At 35.9% G+C, this 19112-nt stretch carries 16 protein-coding genes; 7 read left to right on the forward strand and 9 right to left on the reverse strand.

Going from position 1 to position 19112, the window contains the following annotated elements; genetic code table 11:
* Positions 1-48 precede the first annotated feature (48 nt).
* The 7 genes from Q0972_RS04170 (at position 49) to Q0972_RS04200 (ending at position 6402) form a co-directional block, all read left to right on the forward strand.
* Entirely contained in the window at positions 49-846 is a 798-nt protein-coding gene (locus Q0972_RS04170) for an SDR family oxidoreductase (RefSeq protein ID WP_299362977.1), read from the forward strand.
* A 1-nt stretch (position 847) separates the two neighbouring features.
* Entirely contained in the window at positions 848-1285 is a 438-nt protein-coding gene (locus tag Q0972_RS04175; RefSeq protein WP_299362979.1) for a FabA/FabZ family ACP-dehydratase, read from the forward strand.
* Between the two features lie 89 nt (positions 1286-1374).
* Positions 1375-1680: a GIY-YIG nuclease family protein gene (locus Q0972_RS04180; protein WP_299362982.1), complete on the forward strand. Its 306-nt coding sequence runs from the start codon at positions 1375-1377 to the stop codon at positions 1678-1680.
* A gap of 87 nt (positions 1681-1767) precedes the next feature.
* Positions 1768-3042, forward strand: coding sequence for a beta-ketoacyl synthase (locus tag Q0972_RS04185; protein ID WP_299362984.1), 1275 nt, complete (start codon positions 1768-1770; stop codon positions 3040-3042).
* Positions 3043-3335: 293 nt separating this feature from the next.
* A complete protein-coding gene (locus tag Q0972_RS04190; protein WP_299362987.1) occupies positions 3336-3587 on the forward strand; it encodes an acyl carrier protein in 252 nt (83 codons plus the stop codon).
* Positions 3587-4150 carry a 4'-phosphopantetheinyl transferase superfamily protein gene (locus tag Q0972_RS04195; RefSeq protein ID WP_299362989.1) on the forward strand — a complete coding sequence of 188 codons (564 nt, stop codon included), beginning with the start codon at positions 3587-3589 and terminating at the stop codon, positions 4148-4150. Before Q0972_RS04190 ends, Q0972_RS04195 begins: the two co-directional genes overlap by 1 nt.
* Positions 4150-6402, forward strand: coding sequence for an MMPL family transporter (locus Q0972_RS04200; RefSeq protein WP_299362991.1), 2253 nt, complete (start codon positions 4150-4152; stop codon positions 6400-6402). Before Q0972_RS04195 ends, Q0972_RS04200 begins: the two co-directional genes overlap by 1 nt.
* Positions 6403-6408: 6 nt before the next feature.
* Here Q0972_RS04200 and Q0972_RS04205 read toward each other — a convergent pair whose 3' ends face one another.
* The 9 genes from Q0972_RS04205 to Q0972_RS04245 all read right to left on the reverse strand — a co-directional run bounded on the left by Q0972_RS04205 (position 6409) and on the right by Q0972_RS04245 (position 19099).
* The gene (locus Q0972_RS04205; protein ID WP_299363076.1) at positions 6409-7320 is read right to left on the reverse strand and encodes an ABC transporter ATP-binding protein; all 912 of its coding nucleotides are present in this window, start codon (positions 7318-7320) and stop codon (positions 6409-6411) included.
* 69 nt (positions 7321-7389) lie between these two features.
* Positions 7390-9744 carry an FG-GAP-like repeat-containing protein gene (locus tag Q0972_RS04210; RefSeq protein WP_299362994.1) on the reverse strand — a complete coding sequence of 785 codons (2355 nt, stop codon included), beginning with the start codon at positions 9742-9744 and terminating at the stop codon, positions 7390-7392.
* 14 nt (positions 9745-9758) lie between these two features.
* Positions 9759-11120 carry a hypothetical protein gene (locus Q0972_RS04215; protein ID WP_299363001.1) on the reverse strand — a complete coding sequence of 454 codons (1362 nt, stop codon included), beginning with the start codon at positions 11118-11120 and terminating at the stop codon, positions 9759-9761.
* Positions 11121-11245: 125 nt separating this feature from the next.
* Entirely contained in the window at positions 11246-13315 is a 2070-nt protein-coding gene (locus tag Q0972_RS04220) for an HAD family hydrolase (protein WP_299363004.1), read from the reverse strand.
* Between the two features lie 32 nt (positions 13316-13347).
* Positions 13348-15513, reverse strand: a complete 2166-nt coding sequence (locus tag Q0972_RS04225; RefSeq protein WP_299363007.1) for a prolyl oligopeptidase family serine peptidase — start codon at positions 15511-15513, stop codon at positions 13348-13350.
* A 185-nt stretch (positions 15514-15698) separates the two neighbouring features.
* A complete protein-coding gene (locus Q0972_RS04230) occupies positions 15699-16688 on the reverse strand; it encodes an aspartate-semialdehyde dehydrogenase (protein WP_299363010.1) in 990 nt (329 codons plus the stop codon).
* Between the two features lie 191 nt (positions 16689-16879).
* Positions 16880-17281, reverse strand: coding sequence for a large-conductance mechanosensitive channel protein MscL (mscL, locus tag Q0972_RS04235; RefSeq protein WP_299363013.1), 402 nt, complete (start codon positions 17279-17281; stop codon positions 16880-16882).
* A 71-nt stretch (positions 17282-17352) separates the two neighbouring features.
* Positions 17353-18459, reverse strand: coding sequence for an alanine racemase (gene alr / locus Q0972_RS04240; protein WP_299363015.1), 1107 nt, complete (start codon positions 18457-18459; stop codon positions 17353-17355).
* The gene (locus tag Q0972_RS04245) at positions 18443-19099 is read right to left on the reverse strand and encodes a thymidine kinase (protein WP_299363018.1); all 657 of its coding nucleotides are present in this window, start codon (positions 19097-19099) and stop codon (positions 18443-18445) included. The genes alr and Q0972_RS04245 overlap by 17 nt, the downstream gene beginning before the upstream one ends.
* Positions 19100-19112 lie beyond the last annotated feature (13 nt).

A 19112-nucleotide genomic window follows, 5' to 3' on the forward strand; every position in this document is an offset into this window, starting at 1 on the left:
TTGTCCCGATGGCTATCGGGATGTTTCAACATCTCATAAATTAAACATATGACCAAAGAGTTTGAGAATAAAAATCAATGGGCGCTTATACTGGGTGGTAGCAGCGGATTGGGTCTGGCCACAGCAAAAAAACTAGCCAAACATGGTTTAAATATTTGTATTGTACATCGAAGTCCAAGGCTTCATGAGGAAACAATTTCTAAAGAATTTGAAAGTATTACACAAAACAGTATTCAGCTAAAGACCTATAATATTGACCTTGCTAAACCCGAAAAACGACAAGATGTTATAGGAGCATTAACATCAACTTTTAAAGAAGATCACAAAATAAAAGTGATGGTGCATAGTGTCGCTAAAGGTAATTTAAAACCAATGGTCTCTGAAGATGGTAATACATTAAAACATGACGATTTTGAGATTACCTTAAATGCTATGGCACTAAGCCTTTATGAGTGGACAAAAGCCCTATTTGAAGCTAGGCTTTTTGCAGATGACAGCAGAATAATAAGTTTTACAAGTGAAGGAAACACTAAAGCCTGGCAATACTATGCCGCGGTTTCAGCTGCAAAAGTGACTTTGGAAGCCATCACAAGAAGTATTGCCTTAGAGTTTGCACCTTATGGCATCAAAGCGAATTGTATTCAAGCTGGCGTAACCGATACCCCTTCATTACGATTAATACCAGGAAGTGATGACATTATAGAACATAGTTTAAAACGTAATCCCAACAGACGATTAACTACACCACAGGATGTAGCCAATGTGGTTTATCTATTATCTAAAGATGAAGCCTCATGGATTACAGGAACCATAATACCAGTAGATGGAGGTGAACACTTAAGATAACATGAAAGCATCAGAAATCATATCACTTTTACCTTATCAAGAACCATTTTTATTTGTAGATGGCATTGATACTATTTCAGAAAATGGCATTATTGGGCATTATACATTTAACAAAGATGCATTTTTTTACAAAGGCCATTTTAAAGGCAATCCCATAACACCAGGAGTTATATTAACGGAATGTATGGCACAAATCGGTTTGGTGTGTTTAGGTATATACTTAATCAAGGATGATTTACAAGACTACAAACGGCCACAAATTGCACTGACATCACATCAAATGGATTTTTACTTACCTGTATTACCAGGTGAGACGGTTACTGTGAGGTCAGACAAAGAAGTATTTCGATTTAATAAGCTGAAATGCAAAGTTAGAATGTATAATAGGAATGAAGAAATGGTGACACGAGGCCTAATTTCAGGGATGTTGAAAATTTGAATAACTTGATTACGATTTTGTTATTTAGTTTTAAAGTAAATTAATTAATAATCTGTCACGCTGAGCCTGTCGAAGCGTAAAATTTTAAGATGAAATTCTATTTTGTGTACATATTGCTTTGTTCAGATAATTCCTATTATACAGGCATGACCAATGATTTAGAACGAAGGCTAGCCCAACACAACTCTGGAAGTGGAAAGTTTAATTATACAAGTACGAGATTACCAGTGAAGTTAAAACGGTATCTACAGTGTGCTAATCCCTCTGAAGCCATTAAAATTGAAAAACAGATTAAAGGTTGGTCTCGTCGAAAAAAGCAAGCCTTGATTGATGAAAAATGGGATGATTTAATTAAGTTTTCTAAAAACTATAAAGAATATGGTAATAGAATTTAGCAATAGAGGTTTACAACAACACTTCGACAAGCTCAGTGTAACATTTCGAGGTAATATTTTTGATTCTCAAATATTGATTAAATCGGCATGAAAAATAGAGTAGTCATAACAGGATTAGGTATTGTAGCTCCGAATGCAGTTAATATTCATGAATTTACAAGCGCTCTAAAAAACGGTAGATCGGGTATTACATTTCACCAAGACTTAAAAGACCTCAATTTTTCTTGTCAGATAGGAGGTATTCCAAATATTTCTGAAGAATTAAAATCGCAATACTTTACCGATTTACAACTGAGAGGATTTAACAGTTCTGGGATTTTATATGGCTGCATTGCTGGTATCGATGCATGGCGAGATGCAGGTTTTGATATGAAACCCAATAGCCGAGTGGATTATGATACAGGTCTCATCTTTGGGACAGGAACTTCAGGCGTTGAAAAATTTAGGGAAGCCATTTATAAATTAGACGAAGGCAAAGTGAGACGTTTAGGCAGTACAATTGTACTTCAAACCATGACTAGTGGTGTAAGTGCTTATTTAAGCGGTATGCTAGGACTAGGAAATCAGGTAACTACAAACTCTTCAGCATGTTCAACAGGAACTGAGGCTTTATTACTTGGATATGACCGAATAAAACAAGACAAAGCCAAACGAATGATCATTGGTAGTTGCAGTGATCATGGCCCTTATGTTTGGGGAGGCTTTGATGCTATGCGTGTTATGACCTATAAGCATAATGAAAGCCCAGAAGGAGGTTCAAGGCCTATGAGTGCTACAGCTTCTGGTTTTGTCCCCGGAAGTGGTGCAGGAGCTTTAGTATTAGAGTCGCTAGAGAGTGCATTAGAACGTAATGCAAACATTTATGCTGAGGTTTTAGGTGGTGAAGTCAATTCAGGAGGTCAGCGCAATGGCGGAACCTTAACGGCACCTAATCCAGAGGCTGTACAACGTTGTATTATAAATGCACTAAAAAATGCTGATGTCAAAGCTCAGGACATTGATGTGATTAATGGTCACCTCACCGCGACAACCAAGGATACACTAGAAATCGAAAACTGGACAAAAGTGCTTCAAAAAAAAGGCAACGAATTTCCATATATTAATGCAACCAAATCCCTTGTTGGTCATTGCTTAGCAGCTGCCGGAGCCATAGAATGTGTAGCAAGTGTCATTCAGCTAAAAGAACAGTTTGTTGCACCTAATTTGAACTGTGAAGATTTACACCCAGATATAGGACATTTGGTTGCTAAGGATAGAATTCCAACAAAAGCATTAGACCTCCATTTCAATATACTTGCAAAAGCGAGTTTTGGCTTTGGTGATGTAAATGCTTGTGTGGTTTTTAAGACGTTTAAAGCATAATTTTTTCGGTCACCTCTCGTGTTCTTACAGTAAATGCAAGGATGTATCGAGATGTAAAGCAACTTGGTTCTCGATTTTATGTTCAATTTAATGAATTGAAAATCACTCGAACTGACAGAAGTTTGTATTTTATTTAAGCGAATTGTGGGCATTTGAATTTTTTAAACGTTGAATCAGAGCTAAATGAGTTATCAATGCTAATTAAAAACTAGATACCACACAGAGCAAACCTGTGCTGAGCGCAGTCGAAGTATCGAAGTGTTTTTCGTAACTTTACATTTCAAAATTGCACCATGAACAAAGAAGAACTAATCACCAAATTAAAACCTATAATTGCTCCTTATGTTCAAGATGAGGAGGCTTTCAAAAACCTGTCGGAAGACTCAGATTTTGTAAATGATCTAAAAATAAACTCTGCTAACCTCGTTGATATTATATTGGATATTGAAGACGAATTTGATATTCGTTTAGAAAATGAAGATATGGAACAAATGCTCGATGTAAAATCTGCAATGGATATTGTGACGTCAAAACTCAACAACTAATGGTCGGAAACGATATTATTGATATCGAATTAGCCAAAACCCAGTCTAATTGGCAGCGTCCAAGATATTTAGATAAAATATTCACCTTAGAAGAACAAGATCTTATAGAATATTCTGAAGCACCTAATTTAATGGTTTGGCAGCTATGGAGTATGAAAGAAGCTGCTTATAAATTATACACGCAATTACACCCAAGTCGGTTTTATAATCCTAAAGCCTTTGCGTGTACTATTGATAATGGTAGATTAGTAACGTATAAGGCATTTAAGTGCCACGTTAATACAAAGAGCACTTCCAAATATATCGTATCAGAAGCACATGCTAAGCAACAGAACATCAATTCTGAAGTTGTTTGTTTAAGTGTAACTTCATCAAAAGCACAAAGTAAAATTTTACGAGATCGAATATTGTCTTTAGTATCACAGCAATGGCATTGTGATAAAAAAGATATCAAATTTGTAAAGCGTAAGTATGGCATTCCGACAATACAAGTCAATAGAAAAGATATTAATATCAGTTTGTCTCATCATGGGCGATTTGGGGCCATAGCTTTTGCTCGATAATGGAACGTTTAAAAACAATCATATCAGTTATTATAAAATATAGGATAGCAATTATAGTTTTCCTTGCTATTGCTATGGGATTTTCGAGTTACCAAACAGTTAGCAAATTAAGTGTAGATAATTCGCTCGGCATTTGGTTTTTAGAAGATGACCCCAGTTATAAAGCGTATATAGATTTTCAGGAGAATTTCGGGTCCGATGAAATTTTTATTGTCATGCTTCCTGTAGAAAACGCTATCGGCGAAGTGGAAGTAAAAGCATTAAGGAAGCTGCACGAAGAGATAGAAGCATTACCTTATGTAAAAACCACTTTCAGTTTGGCAAAAGCACAATATCCAATTTATGCCAATGATAAAATAGTTTTTAATGATTTATATAGTCCAAAGCGCAGCGAAAAGGGCTTAAAGAATCTATTTTCAAAATTGCCAAATGTGACGTCGCAATTAGTAACTGAGGATTACAGGAGTCAGTTTTTCTATATTCAGATGAACCCGACACCAACTATTGAAGAAAAACGTCAGGATATTGCAGGAGAGATACGCTCAGTAATCGAAAAAGAGTACTCTAATTACTACCTTACAGGACCTCCAGTACTTAATGAAGCCTACAGCAAGGGGATTTATAAAGAGAGTCTTGTTTTTGGGATACTGACCGTTTTAGTCATTACAATAATGTTACTCTTCTTGCTACCCAGTAAGCGCTATCTCATTATTTCTTTATTATCTGTAGCAGTACCTGTTTCATTATTATTTGGCTTAATCACCACGTTTGGTTATGCCTTAAATATGATTTCCATGCTCATTCCTACCATTCTAATGGTTTACAGCGTTAGTGATGCGGTTCATATTATTAATATCTATCACAAAGAAGGACTAAAAAATGAATCCTTGTCTAAAGTAGAGCTTTTGACTTATACCATTATAAAGAGCTTCACACCATGTTTTTATACGACCTTAACTACTTTTGTCGGTTATTTTGCGCTGTATCTATCGCCTTTGCCAGCATTTAAAAATATGGGTGTGTTTACCTGTATAGGTTTAATATTCAGTTTTGTTTTGGTCTATGTTATTACCATTATAGGCTTTAGTTTTATGAACCTTAATTTTGAAAAAGCCAAGCCCCTTTTAAGCCTTAAGAAGGTTAGTCAAACAGGTGCTATAAATTGGTTGAACCATTTTACCACGCGATATAAGCGATCCATTATTTTTGGCTTTACAGCAGTATTGTTGTTTGGTTTGTATTCTGTTTTTAAAGTGAAAATTGATACCAATTCACGAGATTTATTGGCTGAAGGTGTCGCCAAGCAAGACTTGCGAACTGTAGAAGTGGAACTTGGAGGGAGCAATCGTTTGCAACTGAATATTTCTACAAATAATGGTAGTGCCATTTTGAATAAAAATACCATCAAGCAATTTGAAGATTTTCAGGAGCAACTTGAAAGCAATGCGTTTATTTCCAACCCTGTGTCGATAGTTAACTTTAAGTCATTTTTAGAACAACGAACACCAGTGTTATTTCAATCCAACTTGTCGGAAGAAAAGGTTAAGAATACCTTAGCCTTAGTTGACAATGATCACAATAATTTTTTCAAGCTATTTTCTGAGGATTTGAGTACTGCCGGGTTTACACTAACACTGAGCGAAATGAAGACTTCGGAATTAGGACAAGTGCTAAACGATATTAAAGTAGCCTTTGAGTCAACTTTCGACACCAGTAGCTACAACCTTAAAATGAATGGTTTTGCTGTTGTATTTGCACAGCTCAATAACTTTATTTTAGAAACGCAATTTAAGTCGTTTTTTGCAGCGTTTTTTGTTGCATTTTTATGTTTACTGGTATTCATTAGAAGTATGAGAACCACGCTCTTGGTATTAATTCCGAATATTCTACCATTAGCATTATTGGCCATCTTTATGAGTCTTTTAGATATTCCTTTGGATGTGTCCACAGCTATGATTACGCCAATTATGTTGGGTATCGCTATGGATGACACTATTCATCTAGTTTATAAGTACAGAAAAAGTAACACCATTACAGGTTCACCAGAATCACGAATGGACAACGCCATGCGTTACACGGGAAGCGCCTTATTTTCTACTACCATTGCTTTGGTTGGTGGTTTTTTGATTATAGCCTCTAGTGCAACACCATCAGTAAGTGATTTTGGAATTCTATGCGCAGTAACTGTGGCGATTGCTCTTATCACAGATATATTTTATTTGCCCGCCTTACTTAAGATGTTTGATAAGTAAACAAGGCTACTTTATGATATCAAAACATACTTGAATCTTGTTTTCTAATGAATTGCTATGTTCAATGAATATCATTTGATCTTTAAATTTAGCCTCAATCAACCAGGTCCGTCCATTAAAATACAATTGCTTTACTGTAGCTTTAAACTCTGAGTGCTCTACAATTTTTAACTGATGTGCATAATATATCTTGTCATTGATGACTGAAAACTCACCAAAAAAAGCAGCAATTAATGGGTTTTGAGGATTATGATATAGATGACTTGGCGTTCCTTTAGCAATAATTCTTTTATTATGAAGGGCAATCATCTCATCTGCAAAACCGAGCACATCATTTTTATCATGACTGGCCACAATACATGTAATTTGTTGTTGTTTTAAGTAATTAAAAACACTACGTCTAAGAGATTGTTTTTTAAAGTTATCAATGTGACTAAACGGTTCGTCTAATAACAGGATTTCAGGTTCTTTTGCCAATGCTCTAGCAATAGCTACACGTTGTTTTTGACCACCACTTAAGTTTTTGACTTTGGTCTTGGCAAAGGCCTCTAATTCAACAACCTTGATAAGCGCTTTGGTGCGTTTTTCTTTTTCTTCGGGATAAAAACGTGACAAGTGCTTACCGATATTATCTTCAACCGAAGTGTAAGGCATCAAATCAAACTCCTGAGATACATATTTCATAAAATCATAACCTACCACCAAATTAAATTTTGGACCTAAGATTTTGGTGTTTTTCCAAAAGATTTCTCCTTTTTCTAAATCGTATTCACCATAAATTAATTTCAATAAGGTGCTTTTGCCAGAACCACTTTCTCCTATGATGGCTAAGTTTTCGCCAATACCAACAGTAAAATCCAGATGACTGAGCACATCTGTTTTGGTATATCCAAAAGAGAGATTTTTTATTTGAAGCATATGCAAAAATACCATAAAAAAACCGCTTGATTTCTCAAACGGTTTTAACACGGATTCGTGATTTTATATTTATTTCTTAACGAACTTTCGTCTTATACTTTTTCCATTAGATTCTATTTTTAAGAAATAGACACCTCCTTGTAGGCCTGAAACATCAATTTCATTATTGCTTAATTCTTGATTATACACGCGCTTACCTGTAATATCAAAAACAGTAGCTATTTTTTCTGTTAAGTCTGTAGACGTTTTAATGATTAATACATCATTCACAGGATTAGGATAAACATACAAATTAGTTAATGTTTCGTCCTCAAGACTTAATGGTGCACTGCCTTCTATAATATTATGAGTTGTGTTAATTGTGGGGTTGGTAATCTCGTCGATTATACCCGAAGGCCAATAGACGGTAATCTTAGAAATTGACGCGTCAGAACCAATGCCAAAATGGGTATTAAGCGAACTCATAAACTCAAAACCTTCGCCACTTCTTACATCTCGTATTTGCGTACCAGAAGGTGTTGTGAGTACAACTCTTGCGCCAATACCGTTTATGTTACTATGGTTATCCATGATATGTCCCATTCCAGAGGTGTTTATCTTAACCCAATTATTAGTGTTGCCTTGATTGTAATATCTGACTTCATCATAATAAGCATCAATAAAACCATCATTATTTAAATCACCAAAACTTCCATTTTTATAATCGATTTGGTTAGGATCTGCATCTTCAAAAGTCATGTCTCCCTTACCATACATAATAGAACCATTACTAATAATATCGATATTTCCATCATTGTCAATATCATAAGCGGTATTCTCCCAGCCTGTTGGAGCTGAAATTCCAGCACCTGAGGTAACATCAGTAAAAATATAATCGTTATTTGGATTACCATCATCTGAAAAACCACTATTTTCCATTAATTTGTGTGTGCCCGAACTAGCACCAACAAATACATCCATGTCACCATCATTATCAAAATCTCCCCAAGCAGATGACCATGTTTGCATGGGATCGGCTAGCCCAATAATAGCTGCATTTTCGGTAAAAGTACCATCCCCGTTATTTGTATACATAATGTTAGTTCTACGCGCATCAGAACCACCACATTTTGCAACGAATAGGTCCATATTTCTATCATTATTATAATCTATCCATATGGAGCCATAGTCACCACCTGAAGGGAAATTACCGAGTTCATAGGGTGCTCCAGGTGTAATATCAGACTGATAAAAATCAAAATTACCAGTACCATCATTAATAAAATATACATTTGGAGCTATATCGTGACATACAAAAGCATCTAAGTCGCCATCGTTATTAAGATCTATAAAATTAGAACGCTGTGAAAATATGGACGGTTCAGATTGTTGAGTAAAACTCTGACCGTCATTACTAGCTTGCATAAAGGTTACACCACTACCAGACCCATATAACAGGTCTGTTTTCCCATTGGCATCAAAATCAGCGGCAGCAATACTCCAGCCTGGTAAATAATCGGCATCGGGAGTTGTAATATTGATATCAGTAAATGAACCATCTGGATTTTGCTGCAGAATATTTACATTAGTTGCAGTAACACCAACAATATCGTCTAGAAAATCACCATTCATATCAACAATTGCAGTAGCATAAAAGCTACTTGTATTTAATGATATAGCTTGTTGAACAAAATTTATTCTTGAAACCACCTGTGTAGTAAATGTGAAAGGTCCCGAGAAATTGGATGTTTCTCCAGTACAGACCGACTGAACATAAAAGTCATAACTGGTATTCGGTGTAAGACTAGATAAATTATGATTTGTACTGGTAATGCCATCAACTGTATTTCCAGAGCCAAGAGAGAATCCTGTTGTTCCCCATTCTAAGTTCCACTCTATGGCTGTACCATTTTCTACCCATTGTAAAATCGCAGAGGTATCTGCTAAGCTGTCAACTGACAGGTTTATAGGGTTGGGGCATGTAGAAGTTTCAAAAAGTGTAACTTCAATATTTGACCAATTAGCATCAGATCCGTTAAAACTTTGATTGAGAACCAAATCAATATAACCGTCAGAAGTCGGATCATAAACACCAGCCATATTACCAGAAAAAGTTAAAGTCGTATCTGCACCCGAGCCTAGTCCGCCAGATGTAGGGGGATTTATCAAAACAGAACCAGCAGATGTGATAAATCTTAAATCCGCTTCCGATGACCAAGGGCTACCACTGCCGGCAGTCCAGTCTACAGTTATAGAAAAAGCATTATAGGTTCCGGTTGAGGATGCTGAAACACCAGCTGAATTGGCTACATCATTAAGATTGATGGTTACTGGCGAACCTTCTACTACATTAATGGGTCCTGCAATAGGGTTAAAAACATACTGGGCGTTACCTGCAAATGAAATGCATATTGCAACAATTAAAAGTAGAGTAATTTTTTTCATATTTTACATAGGTGTTAATCGCAATTATCTAGAGTATTTATCCATTCTTCTATAAGTCTAATACCTTCATCATGGTTTATGGTTCTACCCAATAATGGCATTCTCAGAGACTCATCGGTTGTACTTATCCTGTAATGAAGTATAGATAAATCAGTATCGTTAGGCTTTACAATATAAGAATTTGGTATAAATTGAGTGTCTGGCTCAACACATACACCAATGTTTTCGAGATTTTCAGTAAGCTCAAAAGCAAATCTCATAGGTCTGTAATTACAATGACCATCGCCTGAATGACAATGTGCGCAGTTGATATCTAAATAAGAGCGCACTCGTGCTTCGAGTGGCTGGGTCTCATCATCCCAAGCTACCATTGTATCAATATTATTTGGAATTTCTGAATTTAAATAACCGAACTCTCTTAACTTATGCAACTGATTGGTCAGCTCACCGTCGTAATTATAATCTTTATTTAAGTTTTGGGGTCTTAAACCAATTGGTGTAGGGTCATCGAGCTGATTATGGCAAGTAAAACATTCTGCCCTTGACGGAATTCGGTAGTCGGTTGTATTAATGCTTCCCCCTTCTATCCAACTTATATTTACACTGCTTCCTTGATTGGTAAAAAATGCCTCAGTTTGGTCATCATTCCATACGTAATTGGCAAAATCCCATTCCGTAGCTTTTTTGTACATAATTCTAGTTTCAATGATTCTTGTAGAATTATCGGGCTGCACATCATTATAAAAGAAATTTTTTATGAGTATGGTACCCTCGGGGAAATCTAAAGGGGAATAATCGTCAATATAATTAGCGCTAACGCCATTTGGCATCCAGATGAAACGCTTTTTCTTTGCATAATCGGTAAATAAAGGTGTAATTAAATCATATGGAATCACTCCAAAAGTAGGATTAATATCTTTTAATTCTCCTTGAAAAAAATTATAGGCAGAAAGTGTTTGATGAGGTATATCATCATCAAAAACAGTTACGATTGACGATGATGTAATGGTAACAGATATGTTTTCTGTAAAACAATTGTCTGAACTATCACAAATAATATATTGAAAAGAGTCTTCTCCAACCACATTTGGATGAGCTCTGTAAACCAGATAATCATCACTAGGATTATTTAGTGTGTTGTTATTCTCAATTTGTACGGACCCTAAATTTGGCGTACTGGTCGATAAAGTTCCTGTTTGAGGGATATTTGAATCGTTTGCAAGAATGAAGATATCCACTTCCGAGTTCTGAGCTATTATAGCCATATCGGCATTGGTGTCAATGGTTGGTGTTACCGTATCATCATCACTGCCACTGCAACAAAGAAGGAGCAAATGAGATATAAAAAGCAAGTTGAGAATGTATTTTTTCTTCATACAATCACTGATACACATTAATAGAACAAATTTGTTGGGGAAAGCCCTACCCAATACAAAAATAAAATTAAATCTAATTAATTTTTATTAAATCGTTAATAATCAATAAAAAGGGGGCGACTGACTTATTTGAAAACGTTATACTTTAAAAGAAAGAAACGCTTCATGATTTTAAACCTAAAATATTTATTGACCCTATAATAAAGATAAATAAGCCACATAGGCGTAAGTACTGCAATCAGCTTATTCTTCTTATAGAGTACAGGTTTTAGTTTAACAAGATATCTAAAATATTTTTCAGGAGTCATTAAAAACCGTATAGCACTCTTTACAGGGCTCTTTATTTTTGGCGGTTGGTAGGAAATACCTACTTGGTTGGTCCCAACATTTTGGTAGAATCCATGGCTCAAGGTATCTAAGAACTTTAGTTTCTTTGTACTTTGAAATAAACCGACCTTAAGGGCCAACCTAGACATGCTTGTTTGCATCATTTCTTCAGAATAGCACAGAGGCTCTAAATCTTTTAAAATTGCTTTATGACGATTATACATTTGCTCTTGGTGTGCTTTAATATGATTATCGTATAGCCACTTTTCTTCGGGTTTGTGATATTCTAAAGTGTAACCTTCTGCGTCTAGACTATAATCTAAAGCACTTCCGTGATCTGCAGCCGAGAATTGTTCGTAGAGCTGCATGTTTGCCATTATAATATGATCATCATAATCTGGATAAGGCATTAAAGAGAAGTTTAATCCATAGCGTTTGGTTAATGGTTGAATATCATAGATTTCGTTGAGACCTAGATAATAACCAGTTACTGAAATTTTTTCTTCAAAAAAAGTATATATGGCTTCTTGCATGGTACCTCCCCATCCAATATCCACAAGGTGAATTCCTCTTTCTTCTATAGCGGCGTTAAAGGAATGGATATAGGTTTCAAAGGCCTTACGACTTTGGGCTCTATGTTTGTCATAAAAGCTAACAAAAGCCCTGTTTTGTTTTAAATTTTCAAATATTGAAGAGCTAAAAAACCCTGTAACACTTGCTTTTCCTTCAACTTTAAGTTCTTTGAGAATTTGGGCTCTAAGTTCTTCTGGACAATTAACGGCAATTAAAAAGTCTTCGGTCGAAATATTACTGTACTTTTTACTCAAAAATGTAAAAGGTTCTTCATTGATATCCTGTAAGGACATCTGAAGCGCGGCGTGTCGTGATATTTTTAGGTAGTGTGTTTTTATTTTATCATCGTCTCTAAGAGCAGTAAACTCTTGATAGGAATCAAAAAGTTTTTTGAGATACTGACCTTCACGAGATAAAAAAAACAGGTCCTTGATGTTTTTCCTTTTGGCAGTTTCAAATAAACGCTCAACAAAAATGTGGTAGAAAATAGCATATTCGGTAAATGGTATGGCAGATCCTTTTTTACATTTTCGATATAAGGTATTAATAATGGATTTTAATCGTTTTTTGTCGTTACCAAGATTTTTACGCTTGTTTTTTCTGGTATATTTTTTATGGGGAAGAAGAAAGGCATTAAGACCGTTTTTAATAGCATTATCGTAATCGCTCCTTAGGTTGTCTCCTATCATTATTCCCTCTTTAGGATCGATGTTTAATTCTGAGAGGATTGGTTCATAGATCGTATTGGTGTATTTACTTTTTTCTAAGGATGCCGAGGTATAAATACCATCAAACAAATCTATGATATTGTGATGCTCCAATAGCTTTTCGAATAAGCTTACGGAACCATAGAAATCCGATATCAGATATACTTTACCTCCATTGGATTTAAAGTATTTTATGGTATCTACCACATCCTGATCCAAATATTGCACACTTGCTTCGGCTTTGGCATCAGCGTTTTCAAAAAGGGCAATAAAATCTTCTTTTGCTTCTAATGCAATTACCTCATCATTAATCAACCTTTTGCAAACTTCTTCTTTTAGTTTTTGATATGGAATTTCATCGATATCTTTCCCTAATTTCTTAACGAGGTATTTGACAGACTCTTGCCTCGTAAAATAGAGTTCGTCGATAGACACGGACAATCCCAGTTCCCTAATCATAAATTTTGCCCAAATACGTTGAACATAATTAGGATGGACATGTCTATGTACTATTGTGTCATAATAGTCCGAGAAAAGAAATTTTATTTGCTTTTCTTTAAGCTGTTTATGAAGTTGGTCAAGTGACAAAACATTGGATTTGGTTAATAGCTAAAGTTGTACTATCCCTTTATTTTTTCTTTGGTTTTACTAGGCAACACATCAAAGCCCATATTATATAATGTAAATCCAAAAATATCTGCATACTGCTCAATGGTTTTACTTACAGGTGTACCTGCACCATGGCCAGCGTCCGTTTCTATTCTTATCAGTGTAGGGTTATTGCCTACTTGCTTGCTTTGTAGTTCTGCCGCAAATTTAAAACTATGCGCAGGAACCACTCTGTCATCATGGTCGCCTGTAGTTACCATAGTAGCAGGATACTCTACACCTTCTTTTACATTATGAAGAGGCGAGTAACCTTTAAGATATTCGAACATTTCTTTGCTGTCTTCAGCAGTTCCATAGTCGTAAGCCCAACCCGCACCTGCTGTAAAAGTATGATAACGTAACATATCCAATACACCAACAGCCGGTAAGGCTACCTTCATTAAATCTGGCCTTTGGGTCATGGTAGCTCCAACTAATAAGCCACCATTAGAACCTCCTCTTATTGCTAAATAATCTGGTGAGGTATATTTGTTCTCTATTAAATATTCACCAGCTGCGATAAAATCGTCGAAGACATTTTGTTTTTTCATTTTGGTACCCGCATCGTGCCAAGCTTTACCATATTCACCGCCTCCGCGTAGATTAGCTACAGCATAGATACCGCCTTGTTCCATCCATACAGCATTTGGTATACTAAAACCTGGAGTTAACGGAATATTGAAACCACCATAACCATAAAGAATGGTGGGGTTTTTACCATTGAGCTTTATTCCTTTTTTGTAGGTGATGATCATAGGAATTTTTGTACCATCTTTAGAGGTGTAGAAAATTTGTTTGCTTTCATAATTTTCTGGATTAAAATCAATTTTAGGTTTACGGAACAACTCTGAGGTGCCTTCAGAGATATTATATTTATAGATACTTCCAGGTGTTACATAGTTAGTAAATGAGTAGTATAACTCCTTATCTTCTTTTTTGGCACCAAAACCATTAGCGCTACCAACGCCTGGCAATTTAATTTCTCTAACCAGCTTTCCATCATAATCATATTGTAAAACCTTAGAAACAGCATCGACCATATACTTGGCAAAAAAGTAACCTCCTCCAGTAGATGGTGATAGTACATTTTCTGTTTCTGGGATGAAGTCTTTCCAGTTTTCCGGACTTGGGTTAGAAGCATCAACAGTGACAACTCTTCTGTTTGGTGCATCTAGATTGGTCATAATATATAGCTTAGAGCCTACATTTTCTATGATGTTAGAATCAGAATCTGTGTGCCCTAAAACCTCTACTAAAGGCGCATTAGGAACCGTTAAATCTTTAATGTATAGTTTATTACCAGAAGTTGAAACTCTCGGAGTAATGATTAAATAACGATCGTCTTCGGTAACACCTCCATAGATGTATCGGTGTTTTTCTTTTGCAGTGCCACCGTAGATTAACGCATCCTCAGATTGCTTAGTGCCTAGTTTATGATAGTATATTTTATGCTGATCTGTTTTAGCAGATAGTTCACTGCCTTTTGGTTTGTCGTAACTAGAATAGTAAAACCCTTCATTTTTGTACCAGGACATACCACTGAATTTAATATCAACCAAAGTATCCTCTACAATTTCTTTGGTCTCTGTATTCATTACAAGAATCTTTCTCCAATCGCTACCACCTTCAGAAATAGAATATGCTAATGTTTTACCATCTTTAGAAAAACTTATACCGCCCAATGATATGGTACCATCTTCTTTAAACGTATTTGGATCTAAGAAGACCTCAGCCGTTGAAGGATCGGCATCATTTTTATATCTATAGATCACATACTGGTTTTGTAGTCCATCATTTTTGTAGAAATAGGTGTAGTCCCCTTCCTTAAATGGTGCTCCAATTTTTTCGTAATTCCAAAGTTTGGTCAAACGGTCCTTAAGTTCTTCACGGTAAGGTATATTGTCTAAATACCCAAAAGTAACTTCGTTTTGAGATTTTACCCATGCCTCGGTTTCAGCACTTCGGTCATCTTCTAACCAACGGTAGGGATCGGCTACAGCTATATCAAAATAGGTATCTACAGTATCAACTTTTTTAGTTTCAGGATAATCTACAGTAATTGGGTTCACTTTTTTGGTTTCGTTTTTACAAGAAATAAAAATACTTAGCGCGACAATAATTAGGAGTAGTTTTTTCATAATTAGGTTTTTTGAAAGACAGCAACGTTAAATCCAAAGATAAGTATTAAACAAATCTGATGACATTAAAAATGTATTAAAACTTAAGGCAAATTGGGACAGCAATATAAATAGAAATTTTGCTGGAAAATTAATTATTTAGTTGAAATACAAAAAATTACCGCTATTTAGAAACCTCTTAAATACTACACCAAAGCTTCATTTACCAGAAACTCAGCAATTTGAATGGTGTTTGTAGCTGCACCTTTTCTAAGATTATCACTAACAATCCAGAGATTAAGCGTATTTGGTTGAGAACCATCCCTTCTAATCCTTCCTACAAAAACGTCGTCCTTACCATTAGCGTACATTGGCATTGGATATACATTAACATCGAGATTATCTTGTACGGTAACACCATCGGTCTCACTTAGAATTTTGCGAACCTCGCTAATATCAAAGTCATTTTCAAACTCAACATTTACCGCTTCGCTATGTCCACCAGCTGTCGGAATTCTAACGGCTGTAGCAGTCACCGCAATGGTTTTGTCGTCGAGGATTTTTTGGGTTTCCCTTACCAGTTTCATTTCTTCTTTTGTATAGCCGTTTTCTTCAAACACATCACAATGCGGAATGGCATTTTTATGTATTGGATAGTGGTAGGCCATATCGCCCTTTTTGCCAGCGATTTCGTTTTCCAATTGTTCCACAGCTTTTACACCAGTACCAGAAACAGACTGGTAAGTCGATACAACAATACGCTTAATTTTATATGTTTTATGAAGCGGAGCTAGTGCCATCACCATTTGAATGGTTGAACAATTGGGGTTAGCTATAATTTTATCTTCCTTAGTGAGTTGAGAGGCATTTATTTCCGGGACAACCAGTTTTTTAGACAAGTCCATTCGCCATGCTGAAGAATTGTCGATTACTGTAGTACCAATCTCTGCGAATTTTGGTGCCCATTCTAATGAAGTACTGCCACCTGCAGAAAACAATGCTATATCAGGACGTTTTTCAATAGCGGTCGGGATACTTATCACTTCAAGTTCTTTACCTTTAAAGCTTATTTTTTTGCCGACTGAACGTTCTGAAGCGACCACTAATAATTCATCTACAGGAAAATTGCGTTCCTCTAATACGTTGAGCATTACATTGCCTACCAAACCTGTTGCTCCTACTACAGCTACTCTCATATGCTAAAAAATTAAGTAAGCAAAATTAGCGGATTTGGTGAATTAATATCAAAAGATAGTTATAAAAAAATGATAAAAATTGACGCAAAAAAATATTAATTCACCAATAACAGATTAGGAAAAGAAGAACCCAGACGTAAAGTCTGGGTTTGGTTAATATTTATGTAATGTAGCGGTGACGCTATGTTTTATTATTTTTTGAGTAGATCTCTAATCTCTGCTAAAAGCTCATTATCAGATGGTCCTGCTGATTCTTCTGGTGCTGGTTCTTCCTTCTTCTTCATTTTGTTAACACCTTTCACGACTAGGAACATTACAAATGCCACAATGATAAAGTCAATGACATTAGTTAAAAAAGTTCCGTATTCTAACCATACTTCTCCTACCATCTCACCGGCATCATTTAGTGCACCATCTTTTAGTTTATATCTTAAGGCTTTAAAGTCTGAATCAAAAATTAGACCAATTAGTGGAGAGACAATACCTCCAGTAAATGCAGTAACCACCTCTTTAAAAGCAGCACCCATTACAAAACCAACTGCAATGTCGACAAGATTGCCCTTCATTGCAAATTCCTTGAATTCTTTTAACATAATTAGCTAGTGTTAAGATTAATAGGTCACTAAAATAACCAAAAATCTAATATGTTAAAGTTTTAAAAAACTTAATTGCTAAATCTACGCTTTACACGCTGGGAAATGGCTGTAATAATTTCGTAGGAAATGGTATTAGCAGATTCCGCTAAATCTGAAGCTTTGTTAGTCGCGTCAAAAATGATGACCTCATCTCCTTCGCTGCAATCTATATTAGTAACATTTACCATGACCATATCCATACATACATTTCCTATAATTGGTGCTTTTTTTCCATCAATGAAAACGTATCCCTTTTCGTTGCCATACTGTCTACCAATGCCATCGGCATGGCCAATGGGAATAGTAGCTGTTTTTTCAGATCCTTTAGCGGTATAAGCTCTATTGTATCCTACGGTTTCTCCTTTCTCGATCTTATGGATTTGCGAAATCACGGATTTAAGACTGGCAATAGGTTTAAGGCTTTTATCCTCATCTGCTGAATTACCGAAGCCATAAAGTCCTATTCCGCAGCGTACCATATCTAAATGTGCTTTAGGATAATTTATAACACCCGAAGTATTACATAAGTGCAACCACGGTTGGTAGTCTAATTTATCTTCAAAGGTCTTTGCGGTTGTTTTAAAGCTTTCGATCTGGCGATTTGTAAATTCAACTTCATTAAGGTCTTCGCTTGCGGCCAAATGCGAAAAAATAGATTTGGCGATAATAGACGTTGTCGTTTTTAATTTTGATACAATATGGTCAACATCACTTTCCCAAAATCCCAGTCGATTTAAACCTGTATTGAACTTAATATGTACTGGATAGTCTTTTTGTTTTTGTTCTTCAGCAACTTCTATAAACTCCTTTAAAACCTTAGCATTATAGATGCTCGGTTCTAGGCAACGCTCAATAATAGTTTCAAAATTTATGGGTTGAGGATGTAATACCAGAATTGGAGTGGTTATGCCTGCATCCCTTAGCAGTACACCTTCTTTAGTATAAGCTACGGCTAAATAATCGACCTTTAGTAGTTCTAGGTGTTTTGCAATCTCAATGGAATCGCTGCCATAAGCAAATGCTTTAACCACGGCCAAAAACTTAGTATTTGACTGTAGTTTAGATTTTAAATAATTGAAGTTGTGGGTTAAGGCACCTAAATCAATTTCTAGAACAGTTTCATTGGCTTTTGGCATCCGATTTTTTTTCTTTTGCTTTAATCTCTTCGGCATCTTTCACCTTCATTTGCCTTACTTTATCGCGCAACATACTTTTATAGAACGCAGCTCTGCTTAAGGGCTCATATTCATCAACTTCGCCAAGCAAGACCAAATCATCACTCTTAGCTTTTCGGTAACTGTATTGTGCCAAGTTCCCCGTTTTGGTACAAATGGCGTGTACTTTGGTGACATACTCTGCAGTTGCCATAAGGTAAGGCATAGGACCAAATGGATTACCTTTAAAGTCCATATCCAGGCCAGCGACTATAACACGTACACCTTTATTGGCCAAATCGTTACAGACCCTAACAATTTCATCATCAAAAAATTGGGCTTCATCAATACCTACAACATCGCATCCATCTGCCAAAATAGGAATGTTTGCCGCAGCGGGTACGGGAGTAGAACGAATTTCATTAGCATCGTGAGATACTACCATATCATCGTCATAACGAACATCGACAGCAGGTTTAAAAATTTCGACTTTTTGCCTGGCAAATTGTGCGCGTTTTAATCTTCGAATGAGCTCTTCGGTTTTACCAGAGAACATCGACCCACAAATCACTTCAATCCACCCAAATTGTTCTTTATGATTTACCGTATTTTCAAGAAACATTTCGTAATTTTAG

It is taken from the genome of Winogradskyella sp., assembly GCF_028282165.1.
Lineage (GTDB): Bacteria > Bacteroidota > Bacteroidia > Flavobacteriales > Flavobacteriaceae > Winogradskyella.